We start from the raw sequence: 16,006 nt of genomic DNA, 5'->3' as shown, positions 1-16,006 counted from the left end.
TCATCACTCCACAATGATTTTGGCGCGGTGTGCCAGGGCGCGGTAGCGCCCGATCTCGTCGTCGATCACGGCACGCGTGGCCACGGGCCCCAGGTGCACGGGCTCCATGCCCTGGGCTCGCATCTGTTCCTGAATGGCGGGGTCGCGCGTGACGGCCTCGACCTCGGTCACCAGCCGGCGGATGATGGGCAGCGGCGTGCGTGCCGGCGCGGCGATGGCGTACCAGGCGTCGAACGCCGCGTCGGGCAGCTGGAGTTCGGCCACCGTGGGCACGCCGGGCAGCATGCTGGAGCGGCTCTTGCCCGCAATCGCCAGGGCACGCAGCTTGCCCGCGCGGATCTGCGGGGCAGCGGCGGCCACGGTGTCGATGCCGAGTTGGATTTCACCGCCGATCAGCGCCATCAGCGACTGGCTGCTGCCGCGATAGGGCACGTCCTGCAACTGGATGCCAGCGGCCTGCTCCAGCAGCGCGCCCGCCAGGTGCGGGCCTGAGCCGGAGCCGAAGGTGGCGTAGTGGATGGTCTTGGGTGCGGCCTTGGCGGCTGCGATCAGGGCGTTGAGGTCCTTGTAGGGCGCACTGGCGCTGACCACCATCACCAGCGGCGCGCGGGCCACGGTGGCCACGGGGATCAGGTCCGTCGCAGGGTCATAGGGCAGCTTGCTGCGCAGCGCGGGGTTCACCGAGTAGCTGGTGGAGCCCGAGACCAGCAGGGTGTAGCCGTCGGGCTTGGCACGCACAACGGCCTCGGTGCCGATGATGGTCGAGGCACCGGGCTTGTTGTCCACCACCACGGGCGTGCCCAACCGGATGCCGAGTTTCTGCCCCAGGGCGCGGGCCACCGCATCGGTGCCGCCGCCAGGCGGAAAGGGCACGATCAGGCGCACGCTCTGCTCGGGCCAAGGGTCTTTGGCGGCAGTGGTGGTTTGGGCATGTGCCGCTGTCAACGTGGTGGCAAGCACGGCAAGAAGCAGGGGGATTCGAAGGCGGTGGTTCATGGAAGCTCCAGAGTAGGGCGCCGGGCTTTGCAGCGCAAGGCGCAGCACCCGCGTGGCTATCGGTTGATTGGAGCCTCGATGCACGCAAGATCGATGCTGGTTTACCATTGCTATTCATAGAGAATAAGCAACTAACCATTGCCTTGAAGGCAATACAAGAGCGCCTCATGTCCCTGTCCCTGCTGAGCCTGCCCCTGCGCTACTTCCTCGAAGTGGCCCGCACCGGCTCGGTCAACCAGGCCGCGCAGCGCCTGCATGTGGCCGCTTCAGCCGTGAGCCGCCAACTGGGCAAGCTGGAGGATTCGCTGGGTGTGTCGCTGTTCGAGCGGCAGCCGCGCGGCATGCGCCTGACGGCGGCGGGCGAGCGCCTGCTGGCGCATGCGGGCGCGCATGCGCAGGAGTCGGCCCAGTTGGTGGAGCAGCTGCAGGGCCTGGCCGCGCAGGAGGCGCGGCGCGTGCGGCTGGCCTGCACGGAGGGCTTTGCGGCGGGCTTCATGCCACTGGTGATGGCGGCGTTCCGCGGTGCTCACCCCGAGGTCGAACTGCAGTTGCATGTGGGCGTGCCCGAGGAGGTCTCGGCGCAGGTGGCGCGTGGCGACGCGGACCTGGCCCTCAAGTACAGCGTGGCGCCCGAGAAGGGCCTTGCGGTGCTGCACTCGGCCATTGCCCCGGTGTTCGCCATCACGGTGGTCGCCCATCCGCTGGCGCAGCAGCGCATGGTGAGCGTGGCCGACGTGGTGCGTTACCCGCTGCTGCTGGGCACGGCCGGCATCACCGGGCGCCAGCTGTTCGACCTCTCGTGCACGCTGCAGGGCCTGCGCTACACGCCGGCCGTGGTGAGCAACTTCTCGTCGGCGCTGCTGCCGCTGCTGGGGCCGCGTGACGTGGCGCTGGCCAGCTACCTCACGGCCGCGCGCTGGGTCGAAGAGGGTGTGCTTGCAGCCCGCCCGTTCGAGGACGTGCAGCTGCAGCAGCGCCGCCTGCAGGTGCTGGCGCTCGATGGGCGCGTGCAACCGCCGCTGGTGCAGGAATTCACCGGGGTGCTGGTGGCCGCCATCGAACAGTACGGCAAGCGCAAGGTGGGGCGGCGCAGGCGTTCTGCCTGATTCGGGCGGGTACCATCGGTGCACCATGGCCAAGAAAGAACATGTCTCCGAAACCCCCGCCACCCAGTTGCTCAAGGCGCGCCAGGTGGCCTTCACCGAGCACCCCTACGAGTACCTGGAACACGGCGGTGCCTTGCACAGCGCCGAGGTGCTGGGGCTCGACCCCTTTACCGTGGTCAAGACCCTGGTGATGCAGGACCAGAGCGCCAAGCCCCTGATCGTGCTGATGCACGGCAACCGCAAGGTCTCCACCAAGAACCTGGCGCGCCAGATCGGCGCCAAGTCGGTCGAGCCCTGCGCCCCCGAGGTCGCCAACCGCCACAGCGGCTACCTGGTGGGCGGCACCTCGCCCTTTGGCACGCGGCGCGAGATGCCGGTGTACATCGAAGGCAGCATCCTTGACCTGCCGCGCATCGCCATCAATGGCGGGCGGCGCGGTTTCCTGGTGCAGATCGACCCGCAGGTCTGCGTGCAACTGCTCGGTGCGCAGACCGTGCACTGCGCGCTGGCAGAATAGCGGGCCTGCGCACGCCCGCCGTGCGCACCCCCATTCCAAGGAGCTGATTTGACCGCCGTGTACCCCCTTCTGGCCACCATAGCCGCCTACCTGCTCGGCTCGCTGTCGTTTGCCGTGATCGTGACGCGCGCCATGGGCATGCGCGACCCGCGCACCTATGGCAGCAAGAACCCCGGCGCCACCAACGTGCTGCGCTCGGGCAGCAAGGTGGCGGCCGTCGTCACCCTGGTGCTCGATGCCGTGAAGGGCTGGCTGCCCGTGGCCCTGGTGGTCTGGTTCGGCAAGCCCTACGGGATGGAAGAGGGCACCATGGCGCTGGTCGGGCTGGCGGCCTTCCTCGGCCACCTGTGGCCGGTGTTCTTCCGTTTCGAAGGGGGCAAGGGCGTGGCCACGGCGCTGGGCGTGCTGCTGGGCGTGAGCGGCTGGCTGGGCCTGGCCACGGCGGTCACCTGGGTGATCATCGCCTTCTTCTTTCGCTATTCGTCGTTGGCTTCGCTGGTGGCGGCGGTGTTCGCGCCGGTGTACTACCTGCTGGCCGATGGCGTGGTCTGGAATGCCGATGGGCGCATTGCGGCCGCCATGGCCGTGATGGCCCTGCTGCTGGCCTGGCGCCACAAGGAGAACATCAAGCGCCTGCTGGAGGGCAAGGAATCGCGCCTGGGCAGCAGCAAGGTGGTCAAGGCCAAGGGCGCCAAGGGCTGAGTCCTTCACTACCGCGAAGGCTGCAGCCCGGTGGGCTGCCTTGCAATGAATCAGCGCGTTCCGAGGGATGCGGGTGCCGTGATGAGCGAGCGCATGCTCGAGATGCGCTGTGCCGCATACAGGCCCAGGCGCACCATGGTGCGGTGGTTGAGCTCCACCTTCACCGCGGAGCGGGCCACGGCCGACTGGATGCGCGGCTTGCCGCTGGCCGTCTGGTACAGGTTGGGCAGGTTCTGCTGCTGGCCCACAGGGTCGAGCAGGCTGGCCACCAGCGGGTAGTTGGCCTTTTCGCTGCGGCGCAGCACGATGGCCACCTCGCCGTTGTCCAGCCGCACAAAGGTGCCGGGCGGGCACAGGCCGATGGAGCGCACCAGCGTATAGCTGACCTCGTCGCGCTGGTCCACCTCCTGGCCCACGATGGCGCGCACCGAATCGGTGGCGCTACGCCCGGCGCGCGATTTGCGCGGGCTGATCATGGCCGCGTAGCGGTCGATGGTGCCCAGGATGCGCGTGAGGCGGTCCTCGGGGTTCTGCTGGGCCAGGGGAACCTGGTCGGCCATGTTGGTGTGGTGCTGGCCCACGACCTCGAGCCACAGCGGGTCGTTCACGAACAAACGCTCCAGCAGGGCCTGGCTCTCCTCAGGGTGGCTGCGGATGGCTTCCTGCTGCACGTTGCTGGGGCGCTCGCGCTGTTCGGCCAGTTCGTCCTGCAGCGCGGTCATGCCGATGTTCATGGTGAGCGCGGCGCGCACCAGGCTGTCGCGTTCGCTCTGCACCAGGCGCAGGTCCTGCGCCATGATGTGGCACAAGGTGCCGCAGACCAGCGCGTGCGCTGCGCTGTAGCCCACCGACGAGGTGGACGCCAACTGAAACATCAGGTACAGCGCCGCATCGATGTCGTGCGCCACCAGGTCCTGCAGCCACAGGTCGAAACTGCGCACCTTGCCCGGAAAATCCTGCACCTGCAGCGGCTTGGACAGCAGCACTGACAGGGCCGACTCCAGGTCCGACCACAGGCCGAGCAAGTCCTCGTACTCGCCCTCATGGGGGCTGCTGTTGCTGGGCAGGTGGGGGGTGGCGTTCATGGCGGGGTTGGTGGGGCCGCGCCTGCTCAGTGGCGCTTTTCCAGCACCATCTGGTCGTTGGTGCGGGTCATCTGGAACTGCGTCAGAAAGCTGTTGCCCAGCAGCACGAAGGGCATGCCCTCGGGCATGATGACTGCGTCCACGCCCAGCACTTCCACGTCGCCCAGACGCATGGAGTCGAGTCGCACACGCCAGCCCTGGGCCATGCCATTGGCAGTGCTCATGAATACAGCCTGGCCTTGCTGGAACGGGATGCCCATGCGCTCCGCGTCGGGCCTGCCGATGGCCACCACGGACGCGCCGGTGTCCACCATGTACTTCATCTGCTTGCCGTTGATGGTGCCGGTGTTGACGAAGTGGCCCTGGCTGTCGGCCATCAGCACGATGCGCTTGCCGCTGCCGCTGGAACCCAGCGCCACGGGGGACTCACCCAGCCTCAGCATCCGGCGGGCGCCCTGGACTTCCACCGTGGCCTCATCGCGCGTCACGGACAGCACCTTCACGCCCTGGTGCGTCTCGCCCGGTCCGACGGCGCGCGGTGCGCTGCCATCGACCACCAGCAGCGCCTTGCTGCCGAGCACGCCGGCCAGGGCGATGGACTGGTCGGCGGCCACCGCAGGCAGCGCAATGGCCAGGCCGGCCGCCAGGGCCAGGGAGATCGCAGTGCGAAGGGCTTGCATGGAGGTCGAGGCCGCTCAGGTCCGTTCAGTCGCGGAAATTGTCGAACGACAGGGGCACGTCGGTCACGTCCTTGCGGATCAGTGCCATGGCGGCCTGCAGGTCGTCGCGCTTGGCGCCGGTGATGCGCACCTTGTCCTCCTGGATGGCGGCCTGCACCTTGAGCTTGCTTTCCTTCATGAGCTTCTGGATCTTCTTGGCCAGCTCGCTTTCGATGCCGTTGCGCACTTTGATGACCTGCTTGACCTTGTCGCCGCCCATTTTCTGCACGTCGCCCATGTCCAGAAAGCGCACGTCCACATTGCGCTTGGTGAGCTTGTTGCGCAGCACGTCTTCGATCTGGGTGAGCTGGAAGTCCGCATCGCCGATCAGCGTGATGTCCTTGTCCTTGATCTCGATGCTGGCCGACGTGCCTTTGAAGTCGAAACGGGTGCCGATTTCCTTGGCGGTGTTCTCGACCGCGTTCTTCACTTCGACCAGGTTGGCTTCGCAGACGGTGTCAAAAGATGGCATGGTGGTGGTTCTCTCTCTCGGGAATACGGTTTTCGCCGCAGCGCCAGGATGCGCGGGTGCGACAATCGGGTCAATGGTAGTCGAGAAAAACGCCCCTTTGCAGCCCTTCAACACCTTCGGCATTGCGGCACGCGCCCAAACCCTGGTGCGCGTGCGCTCGGCCGATGATATTTCGGCCTTCCTGGCCGATAGAGAACTGTCTGGCAGCCCGGTCTTTGTGCTGGGCGGCGGCAGCAACATCATTCTGACCGGTGACGTGCGCCCCGTGGTGCTCAAGATGGAGATCAAGGGCCTGCGCCTGGTCGAGGAAACCCCCAAGGCCTTCATCGTCGAGGCCGGTGCCGGCGAGGTCTGGCACGACTGCGTGGCCTGGACCCTCGCGCAGGGCTATCCGGGCCTGGAAAACCTGGCGCTGATCCCCGGCACCGTGGGGGCATCGCCAGTGCAGAACATCGGCGCCTATGGCGTGGAACTGCAGGACCGCTTCGAGTCGCTGGACGCGATGGACCTGGCCACTGGCGAGCGCTTTACGCTCAACGCCGCACAGTGCGCCTTCGGCTACCGCGACTCGGTGTTCAAGCACGCCCCTTCGCAACCCGAGGTGGCCGGTGGCCTGCCGCGCGGCATGGGCCTGGCCGGGCGCGCGGTGATCACGCATGTGCGGTTCCGACTGCCGCGCCCCTGGAAGCCGGTGCTGGGCTACGTGGAGCTGGAGCGCCGCAGGGCCGAGGCTGGCATCGACCATCCCACGGCGCAGCAGATGTTCGACTGGGTGTGCGATATCCGCCGCGCCAAGCTGCCCGACCCCGCCGTGGTGGGCAATGCCGGCAGTTTCTTCAAGAACCCCACGGTATCGCCCGAGCAGTGCGCCGACATCATCGCGCGCGAGCCCAAGATCGTGCACTACCCCATGCCCGATGGCAGCATCAAGCTGGCCGCCGGCTGGCTCATCGATGCCTGCGGCTGGAAGGGTAAGTCCATCGGCAAGGCCGGCGTGTACGAAAAGCAGGCCCTGGTGCTGGTCAACCGCGGGCGCGGTGCCCACAGCGTGACCGGCGGCGAGGTGATGACCCTGGCCAAGGCCATCCAAACCAGCGTGTACGAGCGCTTTGGCATCCGGCTGGAGCCTGAGCCGGTGGTTGTATAGGCCGCTTCTGTTCGCCCCCCAATGCAAGAAAGCCACCCGAGGGTGGCTTTCTTAATGGTGCGGGAGCGGTGTTACTCGCCGCGCTCGTTGTTCAGCTGCGCCAATGCGGCATTGCCGTCCAGCGACAGCAGGCCGCTGCGCGCGTACACGCCCAGCTTGGCACGCGTGTCGATGATGTCCAGGTTGCGCATGGTCAATTGGCCGATGCGGTCGGCGGGCGAGAACGGCGCGTCTTCGACCTTTTCCATGCTCAGGCGCTCGGGCGCGTAGGTCAGGTTGGGCGACTCGGTGTTCAGCAGCGAGTAGTCGTTGCCGCGGCGCAGTTCCAGCGTCACGGTGCCGGTGATGGCGCGGGCCACCCAGCGCTGGGCCGTGTCGCGCAGCATGATGGCCTGGGGGTCGAACCAGCGGCCCTGGTAGAGCAGACGGCCGAGCTTGAGGCCGTTCAGGCGGTACTGCTCGATCGTGTCCTCGTTGTGGATGCCCGTCACCAGGCGCTCGTAGGCGATGTGCAGCAGCGCCAGGCCCGGGGCCTCGTAGATGCCGCGGCTCTTGGCCTCGATGATGCGGTTCTCGATCTGGTCGCTCATGCCCAGGCCATGGCGGCCGCCGATGCGGTTGGCTTCCAGGATCAGGGCCACGGGGTCGCTGAACTCCACGCCGTTCAGGGCCACGGGCTGGCCTTCCTCGAAGCGCACCGAGACTTCCTCGGATTGGACCTGCACGTCGTCCTTCCAGAACGCGACGCCCATGATGGGGTTCACGATGCGGATGCCGCTGTTCAGGAACTCCAGGTCCTTGGCTTCGTGCGTGGCACCCAGCATGTTGCTATCGGTGCTGTAGGCCTTCTCGGCGCTCATCTTGTAGCCGAAACCTTCCTTGGTCATGAAGGCCGACATCTCGGCACGGCCACCGAGCTCGTCGATGAACAGCTGGTCCAGCCAGGGCTTGTAGATCTTGAGCGAGGGGTTGGTCAGCAGGCCGTAGCGGTAAAAGCGCTCGATGTCATTGCCCTTGAAGGTCGAGCCATCGCCCCAGATGTGGACGTCGTCTTCCTTCATGGCGGCCACCAGCATGGTGCCGGTGACGGCACGGCCCAGCGGCGTGGTGTTGAAGTAGGTGACACCGGCGGTGCTGATGTGGAAGGCGCCGGCCTGAAGGGCGGCAATGCCCTCGTGCGCCAGCTGCGTGCGGCAGTCCACCAGGCGGGCCTTTTCGGCGCCGTATTCCATGGCCTTGGCGGGGATGGCGTCGTAGTCGGGCTCGTCGGGCTGGCCCAGGTTGGCTGTGTAGGCGTAGGGCACGGCGCCCTTGTTCTTCATCCAGCGCAGCGCGGCGCTGGTGTCGAGGCCGCCGGAGAAGGCGATGCCGACCTTCTCGTTGAGGGGCAGGTTCTGGAGGATGGTGGCCATGTCGTTCAGTGCTTTCTGGCGGCTCAGCCGAAGTGGCAGATGTAGTGGTAGGCGCTGGCGACGCGGATCTCGAACTTGGAGTTGCCGGGCACGCTGAACTTCTCGCCTGCGGCGGACTTGACCCAGGCGTCAGTGCCGTCGAGCTTGTATTCGCACTCGCCGCCCACGCATTCCATGATCTCGGGCGCGCCGGTGTTGAAGGTCAGCGAGGCGGGCAGCACCACGCCCACCGACTTCTTCGTGCCATCGGGGAAGGTGATGTTGTGGCTCACGCACTTGCCGTCGAAGTACACATTGGCCTGGGTGGTGACGGACACGCCGTCGATTTTTTCGGTGGTCATGGATGCGCGTTGGTTAGAGGGAAACCCCTGATTTTAGGCCACCATGCCGCATGGAAGCTTTCGATACGGCGCAGGGCAAAAAAAAGAGCCCCGAAGGGCTCTTTGGAGGACTGGACGCCAGGGGAGGGCAGCCGTCAACGGCAATGGTCACTGGGCCGGCAGCGTGTTCATACCGCCGGCTGCCTGGGCTGCCCGCCCGAACTCAGCGGTTTTTAGCGCCAGTAGGGATTGCGCGGGTGGTGGTACGAGCGGTCGTAGCCGTACTCGATCACCGTGACCGGGGGCGTCACATAGGTGGGGGGCGGTGCCGGGTAGGTTGAGGTGACCACGCCGGGCTGGGCGTAGCCCTGCTGGTACGAGGGCTCCGTGGAGTAGGTCTGGCCCGGCTGCACGCTCACGGGGATCCAGCGGCCCGGGTCGTACTGGGTGCGGGTGGTGTACTGGCGGCCTGCGTATTCGTAGGTCACGTTGTAGCCCACGGTGCGGTTCTCGTAGTAGGTCTGGTTCTGGCAGCGCTGCACGTTCTCGTACTGCGGCTGGCCGCCCTCGATGTTGTTGCCCAGCACGGCACCACCGATCAGGCCCAGTGCCGTAGCCGCCGCGCGGCCACTGCCCTTGCCGATCTGGTTGCCGACGGCACCGCCGGCAATGGCGCCAATCACTGCGCCGCCACCCGTGGTGCGGTTGCCGCTGTACACGGTTTCGTTGTTGCATACCTGCTGGGGCACGGCCACCTGCTGGACGATGGGGGTGGTTGAGAGCACGCGGCCCTGTTCCTGGGCCGCGGCCAGGGAGGCAATGGCTGCCATGGCGGAAAAAATGACGATCTTTTTCATGGAGAAACTCCTTTCAGGTCGGTACATAACGCACCAGACTGTTGAAAAGTTTAGGCGCAACCCGTCAATACCGGGTGGGCAGGCCGTAAAACTGCGTAAAGATTTGTGCAATATCTCCGGTTTCAGTGCACGCAATCTCTGCGATGTCAGCTGTTGGAGCCCGCTGAATCCCATTCGTTCCAGGTTTCGGGCACAAAGCCGACCGAAATACGGGTGGTGCCGCCCTGCACCCACTCCACCACAGGGCGTTTGACCACGCTGGGCTGGGCCTGCAGCAGGGCGCTGGCGCTGGCGTCGTCGGTCACGGCGGCCTGGGTGTCTGCGTCGAGCTTGCGCCAGGTGGTGCCTTGGCGGTTGACGAGCTTGTCACGCCCCGCAGCTGCCAGCCAGCCGGGCAGGCGGTCGGCCGGCACGCCTTGCTTCTTGAAATCGTGGAACACGTGGGCCAGGCCCTGGTCGGTGAACCAGGTGCGCGACTTCTTGACGGTATCGCAGTTGGGAATGCCGTAGACGGTGATAGTGGGTGCAGTTGTCATGGGAAATAGGGCTTGAGGATGTGTGTGACCGTGGGCTCGGCGACAATCGCGGGCTGTATGCACACCAATAATATCGACACCCTGGAAGGCTGGCTGCAGCACTGCGAGCAGCTGCACCCCCACAACATCGACATGGGCCTGGACCGGGTCAGCGAAGTGGCCCGCCGCATGGCGCTGCGCTTCGACTGCCCGGTGATCACCGTGGCGGGCACCAATGGCAAGGGATCCACCTGCGCCATGCTGGAGGCCGTGGGCCTGCAATCGGGCTACCGCACGGGGGTCTACACCTCGCCGCACCTGGTGCATTTCGAAGAGCGCTGCCGCGTGCATGGCGAGATCGTGGCCGCCGCCGACCTGGTGCCGCACTTCGCGGCGGTGGAGGCCGCCCGGGTGCAGGGCGGCGAGGCCATCTCGCTGACCTACTTCGAGTTCAGCACGCTGGCCATCCTGCGGCTCATGAGCCAGGCGCGCCTGGACCTGGCGATCCTGGAGGTGGGCCTGGGCGGGCGGCTCGACGCCACCAACATCATCGACGCCGACTGCGCCATCATCACCAGCATCGACATCGACCATACCGAATTTCTGGGCAAGGACCGCGAAAGCATCGGTCGCGAGAAGGCCGGCATCATGCGCACCGGCCGCCCGGTGATCGTGAGCGACCCCATGGCCCCGCAGAGCGTGGTGGACCATGCCACCGAGATCGGCGCCGACCTGTGGCGCTCGGGCCGCGACTTCAATGTCTCGGGCGACAAGCAGCAGTGGAGTTGGGCCGGGCGCGGGCGCCGCTACGCAGGCCTGGCCTACCCCTCGTTGCGCGGCGCCAACCAACTGGTGAATGCCGCCGGCGTGCTGGCCGCCTTCGAGGCGCTGCGCGACCGCATTCCCGTCACGGCCCAGGCCGTGCGCACCGGCATGGCCATGGTGGAGCTGCCCGGGCGCTTCCAGATCGTGCCGGGCGAGCCCACGCTGGTGCTGGACGTGGCGCACAACCCGCATTCGGTGGCGGCCCTCACGGCCAACCTGGATGCGATGGGCTTCTTCCCCACCACGCACGCCGTGTTCGGCGCCATGGCGGACAAAGACCTGGCCACCATGCTGGCCAAGGTGGGCCCGCTGGTGGACCGCTGGTACTTCACCAGCCTGCCCACGGCGCGGGCCGAGACGGGGGCGGCGGTGCAGCAGAAGTGGAACGCCCTGCAGATGGTGGCCGGCGGGCGCCGCGAGGTGGCCACCAGCGTGCACCAAGACCCCATGCAGGCACTGCAGGCCGCCGTGGCGGCGGCAGGGCCCGCTGATAGAATCGTGGTCTTTGGCTCGTTCTACACGGTGGGCGGGGTATTGATCAACGGCACCCCCCGCCTGCACGCCAAACATCTGGGCGCGTAAGCACCCCGCACGAGTCTCAACTCCATGGCATTTTTCAAGTTTCGGTGGCCCGGTCAGAGTGAACCCGCACCGGCCGACAAGCCGGCCAAGCGCTCGCGCGCAGCGCCCCCCGCCGAAAGCATCGAAGCGATGCGCCGGCGTGCGCGCCACCGCCTCATTGGTGCGGCGGTGCTGGTGGCCCTGGGGGTGGTGGGGTTTCCGCTGCTGTTCGACACCCAGCCGCGCCCCATTGCGGTGGACATTCCCATCGAGATCCCCGACCGCAACAAGACCGCGCCCGTGGTGGTGCCCGCACCCGCTGCCGCGCAGGCCCCATCGCCTGCGCCAGCCTCTGCGGCCGTGGCACGCCAAGCGGCGCCGGCCACGCCCTCCGGCAACCGCGCTGCGGTGGGCCAGGCCAGCGCAGGCAATGGCCTGAGCGAGGGCGAGGAGATCATCGCCAGCCCCAAGCCCGCGATGGTGCCCAAGCCGCCGGTGGTGGCCGCCGCGCCCAAGCCCGAGCCGGCCCCCAAACCCGAGCACAAGCCCGAGCCGAAGCCGGAGCCCAGGCCTGTGGCTGCAGCGCCCGCCCCGGCCCCCACGCCTGCGGCGCCACCTGCCCGCGCCAACGACGAAGCCGCCCGCGCCCGTGCCCTGCTGGAGGGCCGCACCGCTGCACCGGCCGCTGCCGCCGTGGCTTCGGCCAGCTCCGAGGATGCCCGTTTCATCGTGCAGGTGGGCGCGTTCGCCGACGCGGACAAGGCCCGCGAGGCGCGCACCAAGGTGGAGCGCTCCGGCCTCAAGACCTTTGTGCAGGTGGTGGATACCAAGGACGGCAAGCGCACCCGGGTGCGCGTGGGCCCCTTCAACAACCGCGCCGATGCGGACAAGGCGGCAGGCAAGATCCGCGCGCTGGAACTGTCGGCGTCGGTGCTGACGCTCTGATGCCGGAGCAGGCTGCGCCGGTGATGGCCGCGCTGGACTGGGTTTTCGTGGCCGTGCTCCTGGCCTCCATGCTGATGGGGGCCTGGCGTGGCCTGGTGTATGAAGTGCTGTCCCTGGTGGGATGGGTGGTGGCGTTTTTTGTGGCGCAGTGGCTGGCCGACGATATGGCGGCCTTGCTGCCCATGGGCGAATCGGCTGCGGGCCTGCGCTATGCGGCGGGCTTTGCCCTGGTGTTCATCGGTGCGGTGTTTGCGTGCGGATTCGTGGCGTGGCTGGTCAAGAAGCTGGTGGAGTCCATCGGCCTGCGCCCGGTGGACCGCACGCTGGGTGCGGCCTTCGGGGTGCTGCGGGGCATGGTGCTGCTGCTGGCCGTGGCCGTGGTGGCGGGGCTCACGCCCCTGCACGAGGCTGCGTGGTGGCAGGAATCGCGGGGTGCACCGGTATTGACCCAGGTGCTCGAAGGGTTGAAACCGGCGCTTCCGGAAGAATTTACAAGGCACTTGCCTTCGTGAGGCGGCAACGGCCAGAAGCGGTTGTCGTGGGTTTGCAGCGGGGATGTTCCCGCAAACGGATGGAAACGAACTATGTGTGGAATCGTCGGCGTCGTCAGTACCGCGCCCGTCAATCAGTTGATCTATGACGCGTTGCTGCTGCTGCAGCACCGGGGCCAGGATGCCGCCGGCATCGTGACCCAGCAGGGCCGCAAGTTCTTCATGCACAAGGCCAAGGGCATGGTGCGCGACGTGTTCCGCACGCGCAACATGCGGGCCTTGCCCGGCAGTGTGGGCCTGGGCCAGGTGCGCTACCCTACCGCCGGCAACGCGTACAGCGAAGAAGAGGCACAGCCCTTCTACGTGAACGCGCCTTTCGGCCTGGTGCTGGTGCACAACGGCAACCTGACCAATGCCCAAACGCTGCGCACGGAGCTGTTCCAGACCGACCACCGCCACACCAACACCGACAGCGACTCGGAAGTGCTGCTCAACGTGTTCGCGCACGAACTCGAGCGCGCCACCGCAGGCGTACCGCTGCGGCCCGAAAATGTGTTCGACGCCGTGCGTGCCGTGCACAAGCGCATCAAGGGCTCGTATGCCGTGATCGCCATGATCGCCGGCCACGGCCTGCTGGCCTTCCGCGACCCGCATGGCATCCGCCCGCTGGCCATCGGCCGCAGTGCGGACGGCAACGTCATGGTGGGCAGCGAATCGGTGGCGCTGGAAGGCACATCGCACGTGTTCGAGCGCAATGTCGAACCCGGCGAGGCCGTGTTCATCACGCTCGACGGCACCGTGCATTCGGCCCAGTGCGCCGAGAACCCGCAGCTCAACCCCTGCATCTTCGAGTTCGTGTACCTGGCACGCCCCGATTCGGTGCTCGACGGCATCTCGGTCTACCAGGCCCGCCTGAACCTGGGCGAGGCCCTGGCCAAGCGCGTGGTCTCCACCGTGCCACCCAACGAGATCGATGTGATCATCCCGATCCCCGAATCGAGTCGCCCCAGCGCCACGCAACTGGCGCACCTGCTGGGCGTGCCGTACCGCGAGGGTTTCGTGAAGAACCGCTACGTGGGCCGCACCTTCATAATGCCGGGACAGGGCGTGCGCAAGAAGTCCGTGCGCCAGAAGCTCAACGTGATCGCCAGCGAGTTCAAGGGCCGCAACGTGCTGCTGGTGGACGATTCCATCGTGCGCGGCACCACCTCTCGCGAGATCGTGCAGATGGCGCGCGACGCCGGTGCCCGCAACGTCTACCTGGCCAGCGCCGCGCCGCCAGTGCGCTACCCCAACGTGTACGGCATCGACATGCCCACCAGCAGCGAGCTGGTGGCCCATGGCCGCACGGTGGAAGAGATCCGCCAGGTCATCGGCTGCGACGCCCTGATCTACCAGGACGTGGACGGCATGAAGCGCGCCATCGGCTCGCTCAACAAGGCCATCGTCGGTTTCGACGCATCGTGCTTCGACGGCACCTATGTGACGGGCGACATCACCGCCGAAGACATCGCGCGCCTGAACGAAGGCCGCGTGGGTGTGGAAGAGAACGAGGAAGACACTTCGCGCCTGGCGCTCCCCAACGCTCAAGACGCCTGAGCGCGCTGAATGCAGCCTCGGGCGAGGCTGCATCCCTGCTTGGCAGCCATTCGTGGGCGCACCGATCAAACGGGGCGCCCATGCCGTTTGAGGAGCGCGGAACCGGGGCGCAACCCCGGAGCCTGTGGCGCGGCACTTATCATTACCGGCATTGACCGCCGCCCTCGTGCCTGCCTTTACCGCGGCAGGGCAGGGCGGTCCACACAGCAAGACCTATGACCGACCAGAACAACACCCTCGCCACCGGCCGCGTGCGCACGCGCTTTGCGCCATCGCCCACGGGCTTCATCCACCTGGGCAACATCCGTTCGGCCCTGTACCCCTGGGCCTTCGCGCGCGCCATGGGCGGCGACTTCATCCTGCGCATCGAAGACACGGACGTGGAGCGCTCCAGCCAGATTGCGGTGGACGTGATCCTGGAAAGCATGGAATGGCTGAGCATGCAGCCCGATGAGGGGCCGTTCTACCAGATGCAGCGCATGGACCGCTACCGCGCGGTGCTCGAAGACCTCAAGGCCACCGGCCTCGTGTACCCCTGCTACATGGGCATCGCCGAGCTCGACGCCCTGCGCGAGGCGCAGATGGCCGCCAAGGAAAAGCCGCGCTACGACGGCACCTGGCGCCCCGAGCCCGGCAAGACCTTGCCGGCCATCCCCGAAGGCGTGCAGCCCGTGCTGCGCTTCAAGAACCCGCAGGGCGGCGTGGTCGCCTGGGACGACAAGGTCAAGGGCCGCATCGAGATCAGCAACGATGAGCTCGACGACCTGGTGATCGCGCGCCCCGACGGTACGCCCACCTACAACTTCTGCGTGGTGGTGGACGATATCGACATGGCCATCACCCATGTGATCCGTGGCGACGACCATGTGAACAACACACCGCGCCAGATCAACATCTTCCGCGCGCTGGGCAAGGAGCCGCCGGTCTATGCCCACCTGCCCACCGTCCTGAACGAGCAGGGCGAGAAGATGAGCAAGCGCAACGGCGCCAAGCCCGTCACCCAGTACCGCGACGAAGGCTACCTGCCCGACGCCATGGTCAACTACCTGGCCCGCCTGGGCTGGAGCCACGGCGACGACGAGATCTTCAGCCGCCAGCAGTTTCTGGAATGGTTCAACCTCGACCACCTGGGCCGCAGCGCCGCCCAGTTCGACGAGGCCAAGCTGCGCTGGGTGAACGCCCAGCACCTCAAGGCCATGGACGACGAGGCCCTGGCCGCCCTGGTGTCGGCCCTGCTGCAAAAGCGCGGTGTGGCCGCGGCCGAGCTGGCCGATGGCCGCCTGCCCCGCATCTGCGCACTGTTCAAGGACCGCTGCGACACCACGGTGGCCCTGGCCGACTGGGCCCAGGTGTTCTATGGCGACGTGACCCCCAACGAAGCCGAGCGCACCCAGCATGTGACCGAGGCCATCGCCCCCGCCATCGATGCGTTGGCTGCAGCACTGGCCACTTGCGAGTGGAACAAGGCCGCGATCAGCGCCGCCTTCAAGCAGGTGCTGGCTGCACAGGGCCTGAAGATGCCCCAACTGGCCATGCCCGTGCGTGTGCTGACGGTCGGAACGGCGCATACTCCGTCGGTCGATGCGGTGCTGGAATTGGTTGGACGCGAAAAAGTTGGCGTTCGTTTGCAAAACCGCTAAAAACCTGTCTATAATTCAAGGCTCTGATGATGACGACATACACAGTGTGAATGAAGTCTGAAAAGGGTGGTTGAAAAGAGATTTTCGGCCACTTCAA

17 protein-coding genes are annotated in these 16,006 nt (G+C 66.8%); 9 read left to right on the top strand and 8 right to left on the bottom strand.

What is annotated here, in order from left to right:
* Nucleotides 1–3: 3 nt before the first annotated feature.
* A complete protein-coding gene (locus ASE28_RS07075; RefSeq protein ID WP_057265803.1) occupies nt 4–996 on the bottom strand; it encodes a tripartite tricarboxylate transporter substrate binding protein in 993 nt (330 codons plus the stop codon).
* A 167-nt stretch (nt 997–1,163) separates the two neighbouring features.
* Between ASE28_RS07075 and ASE28_RS07070 the strand changes: the two genes are divergently transcribed.
* From ASE28_RS07070 to plsY, 3 genes are read left to right on the top strand one after another with little or no spacing between them, the layout of a single operon-like run.
* Nucleotides 1,164–2,102 (top strand): LysR family transcriptional regulator, encoded by a 939-nt coding sequence (locus ASE28_RS07070; RefSeq protein ID WP_057265801.1) that lies wholly within the window; start codon nt 1,164–1,166, stop codon nt 2,100–2,102.
* Between the two features lie 25 nt (nt 2,103–2,127).
* Nucleotides 2,128–2,619 (top strand): aminoacyl-tRNA deacylase, encoded by a 492-nt coding sequence (locus ASE28_RS07065; RefSeq protein WP_057265799.1) that lies wholly within the window; start codon nt 2,128–2,130, stop codon nt 2,617–2,619.
* Nucleotides 2,620–2,667: 48 nt separating this feature from the next.
* Nucleotides 2,668–3,321 carry a glycerol-3-phosphate 1-O-acyltransferase PlsY gene (gene plsY / locus ASE28_RS07060; RefSeq protein WP_057203607.1) on the top strand — a complete coding sequence of 218 codons (654 nt, stop codon included), beginning with the start codon at nt 2,668–2,670 and terminating at the stop codon, nt 3,319–3,321.
* Nucleotides 3,322–3,371: 50 nt separating this feature from the next.
* On the opposite strand, the gene ASE28_RS07055 is transcribed toward plsY, so the two are convergent.
* The 3 genes from ASE28_RS07055 to ASE28_RS07045 are packed head-to-tail and all read right to left on the bottom strand — an operon-like array spanning nt 3,372 to nt 5,597.
* On the bottom strand, nt 3,372–4,406 hold the full coding sequence (locus tag ASE28_RS07055) for an HD-GYP domain-containing protein (protein ID WP_057203606.1): 1,035 nt from the start codon (nt 4,404–4,406) through the stop codon (nt 3,372–3,374).
* A gap of 26 nt (nt 4,407–4,432) precedes the next feature.
* On the bottom strand, nt 4,433–5,086 hold the full coding sequence (locus ASE28_RS07050) for a TIGR02281 family clan AA aspartic protease (protein WP_057265796.1): 654 nt from the start codon (nt 5,084–5,086) through the stop codon (nt 4,433–4,435).
* Between the two features lie 25 nt (nt 5,087–5,111).
* Entirely contained in the window at nt 5,112–5,597 is a 486-nt protein-coding gene (locus ASE28_RS07045; RefSeq protein ID WP_008906652.1) for a YajQ family cyclic di-GMP-binding protein, read from the bottom strand.
* A gap of 73 nt (nt 5,598–5,670) precedes the next feature.
* On the opposite strand from ASE28_RS07045, the gene murB reads away from it, so the two are divergent.
* Nucleotides 5,671–6,744, top strand: coding sequence for a UDP-N-acetylmuramate dehydrogenase (gene murB / locus ASE28_RS07040; protein WP_057265794.1), 1,074 nt, complete (start codon nt 5,671–5,673; stop codon nt 6,742–6,744).
* Nucleotides 6,745–6,815: 71 nt separating this feature from the next.
* Here the strand turns inward: murB and argG are convergent, their stop codons facing one another.
* The 4 genes from argG to ASE28_RS07020 form a co-directional block, all read right to left on the bottom strand.
* A complete protein-coding gene (gene argG, locus ASE28_RS07035; RefSeq protein ID WP_057265792.1) occupies nt 6,816–8,156 on the bottom strand; it encodes an argininosuccinate synthase in 1,341 nt (446 codons plus the stop codon).
* Nucleotides 8,157–8,179: 23 nt separating this feature from the next.
* Entirely contained in the window at nt 8,180–8,497 is a 318-nt protein-coding gene (locus tag ASE28_RS07030) for a pyrimidine/purine nucleoside phosphorylase (RefSeq protein ID WP_057203602.1), read from the bottom strand.
* Nucleotides 8,498–8,709: 212 nt separating this feature from the next.
* Entirely contained in the window at nt 8,710–9,333 is a 624-nt protein-coding gene (locus ASE28_RS07025) for a glycine zipper 2TM domain-containing protein (RefSeq protein WP_057265790.1), read from the bottom strand.
* Between the two features lie 146 nt (nt 9,334–9,479).
* Nucleotides 9,480–9,869: an arsenate reductase gene (locus tag ASE28_RS07020; RefSeq protein WP_057265788.1), complete on the bottom strand. Its 390-nt coding sequence runs from the start codon at nt 9,867–9,869 to the stop codon at nt 9,480–9,482.
* Between the two features lie 57 nt (nt 9,870–9,926).
* On the opposite strand from ASE28_RS07020, the gene folC reads away from it, so the two are divergent.
* The 5 genes from folC (at nt 9,927) to gltX (ending at nt 15,909) form a co-directional block, all read left to right on the top strand.
* A complete protein-coding gene (gene folC, locus ASE28_RS07015) occupies nt 9,927–11,255 on the top strand; it encodes a bifunctional tetrahydrofolate synthase/dihydrofolate synthase (protein WP_057265786.1) in 1,329 nt (442 codons plus the stop codon).
* 24 nt (nt 11,256–11,279) lie between these two features.
* Complete coding sequence (locus ASE28_RS07010) at nt 11,280–12,179, top strand: SPOR domain-containing protein (protein ID WP_057265784.1); 900 nt, start codon at nt 11,280–11,282, stop codon at nt 12,177–12,179.
* Nucleotides 12,180–12,202: 23 nt separating this feature from the next.
* Nucleotides 12,203–12,691, top strand: coding sequence for a CvpA family protein (locus ASE28_RS07005; RefSeq protein ID WP_057203839.1), 489 nt, complete (start codon nt 12,203–12,205; stop codon nt 12,689–12,691).
* 72 nt (nt 12,692–12,763) lie between these two features.
* Nucleotides 12,764–14,269 (top strand): amidophosphoribosyltransferase, encoded by a 1,506-nt coding sequence (purF, locus tag ASE28_RS07000; RefSeq protein WP_057265782.1) that lies wholly within the window; start codon nt 12,764–12,766, stop codon nt 14,267–14,269.
* 215 nt (nt 14,270–14,484) lie between these two features.
* A complete protein-coding gene (gene gltX, locus ASE28_RS06995; protein ID WP_057265780.1) occupies nt 14,485–15,909 on the top strand; it encodes a glutamate--tRNA ligase in 1,425 nt (474 codons plus the stop codon).
* Nucleotides 15,910–16,006 lie beyond the last annotated feature (97 nt).

It is taken from the genome of Acidovorax sp. Root219 (assembly GCF_001428665.1).
Classification (GTDB): Bacteria; Pseudomonadota; Gammaproteobacteria; order Burkholderiales; family Burkholderiaceae_C; genus Acidovorax.
The sequence above is the reverse complement of the archived record's forward strand: the minus strand, read 5'-3'. Positions and strand labels throughout refer to the sequence as shown.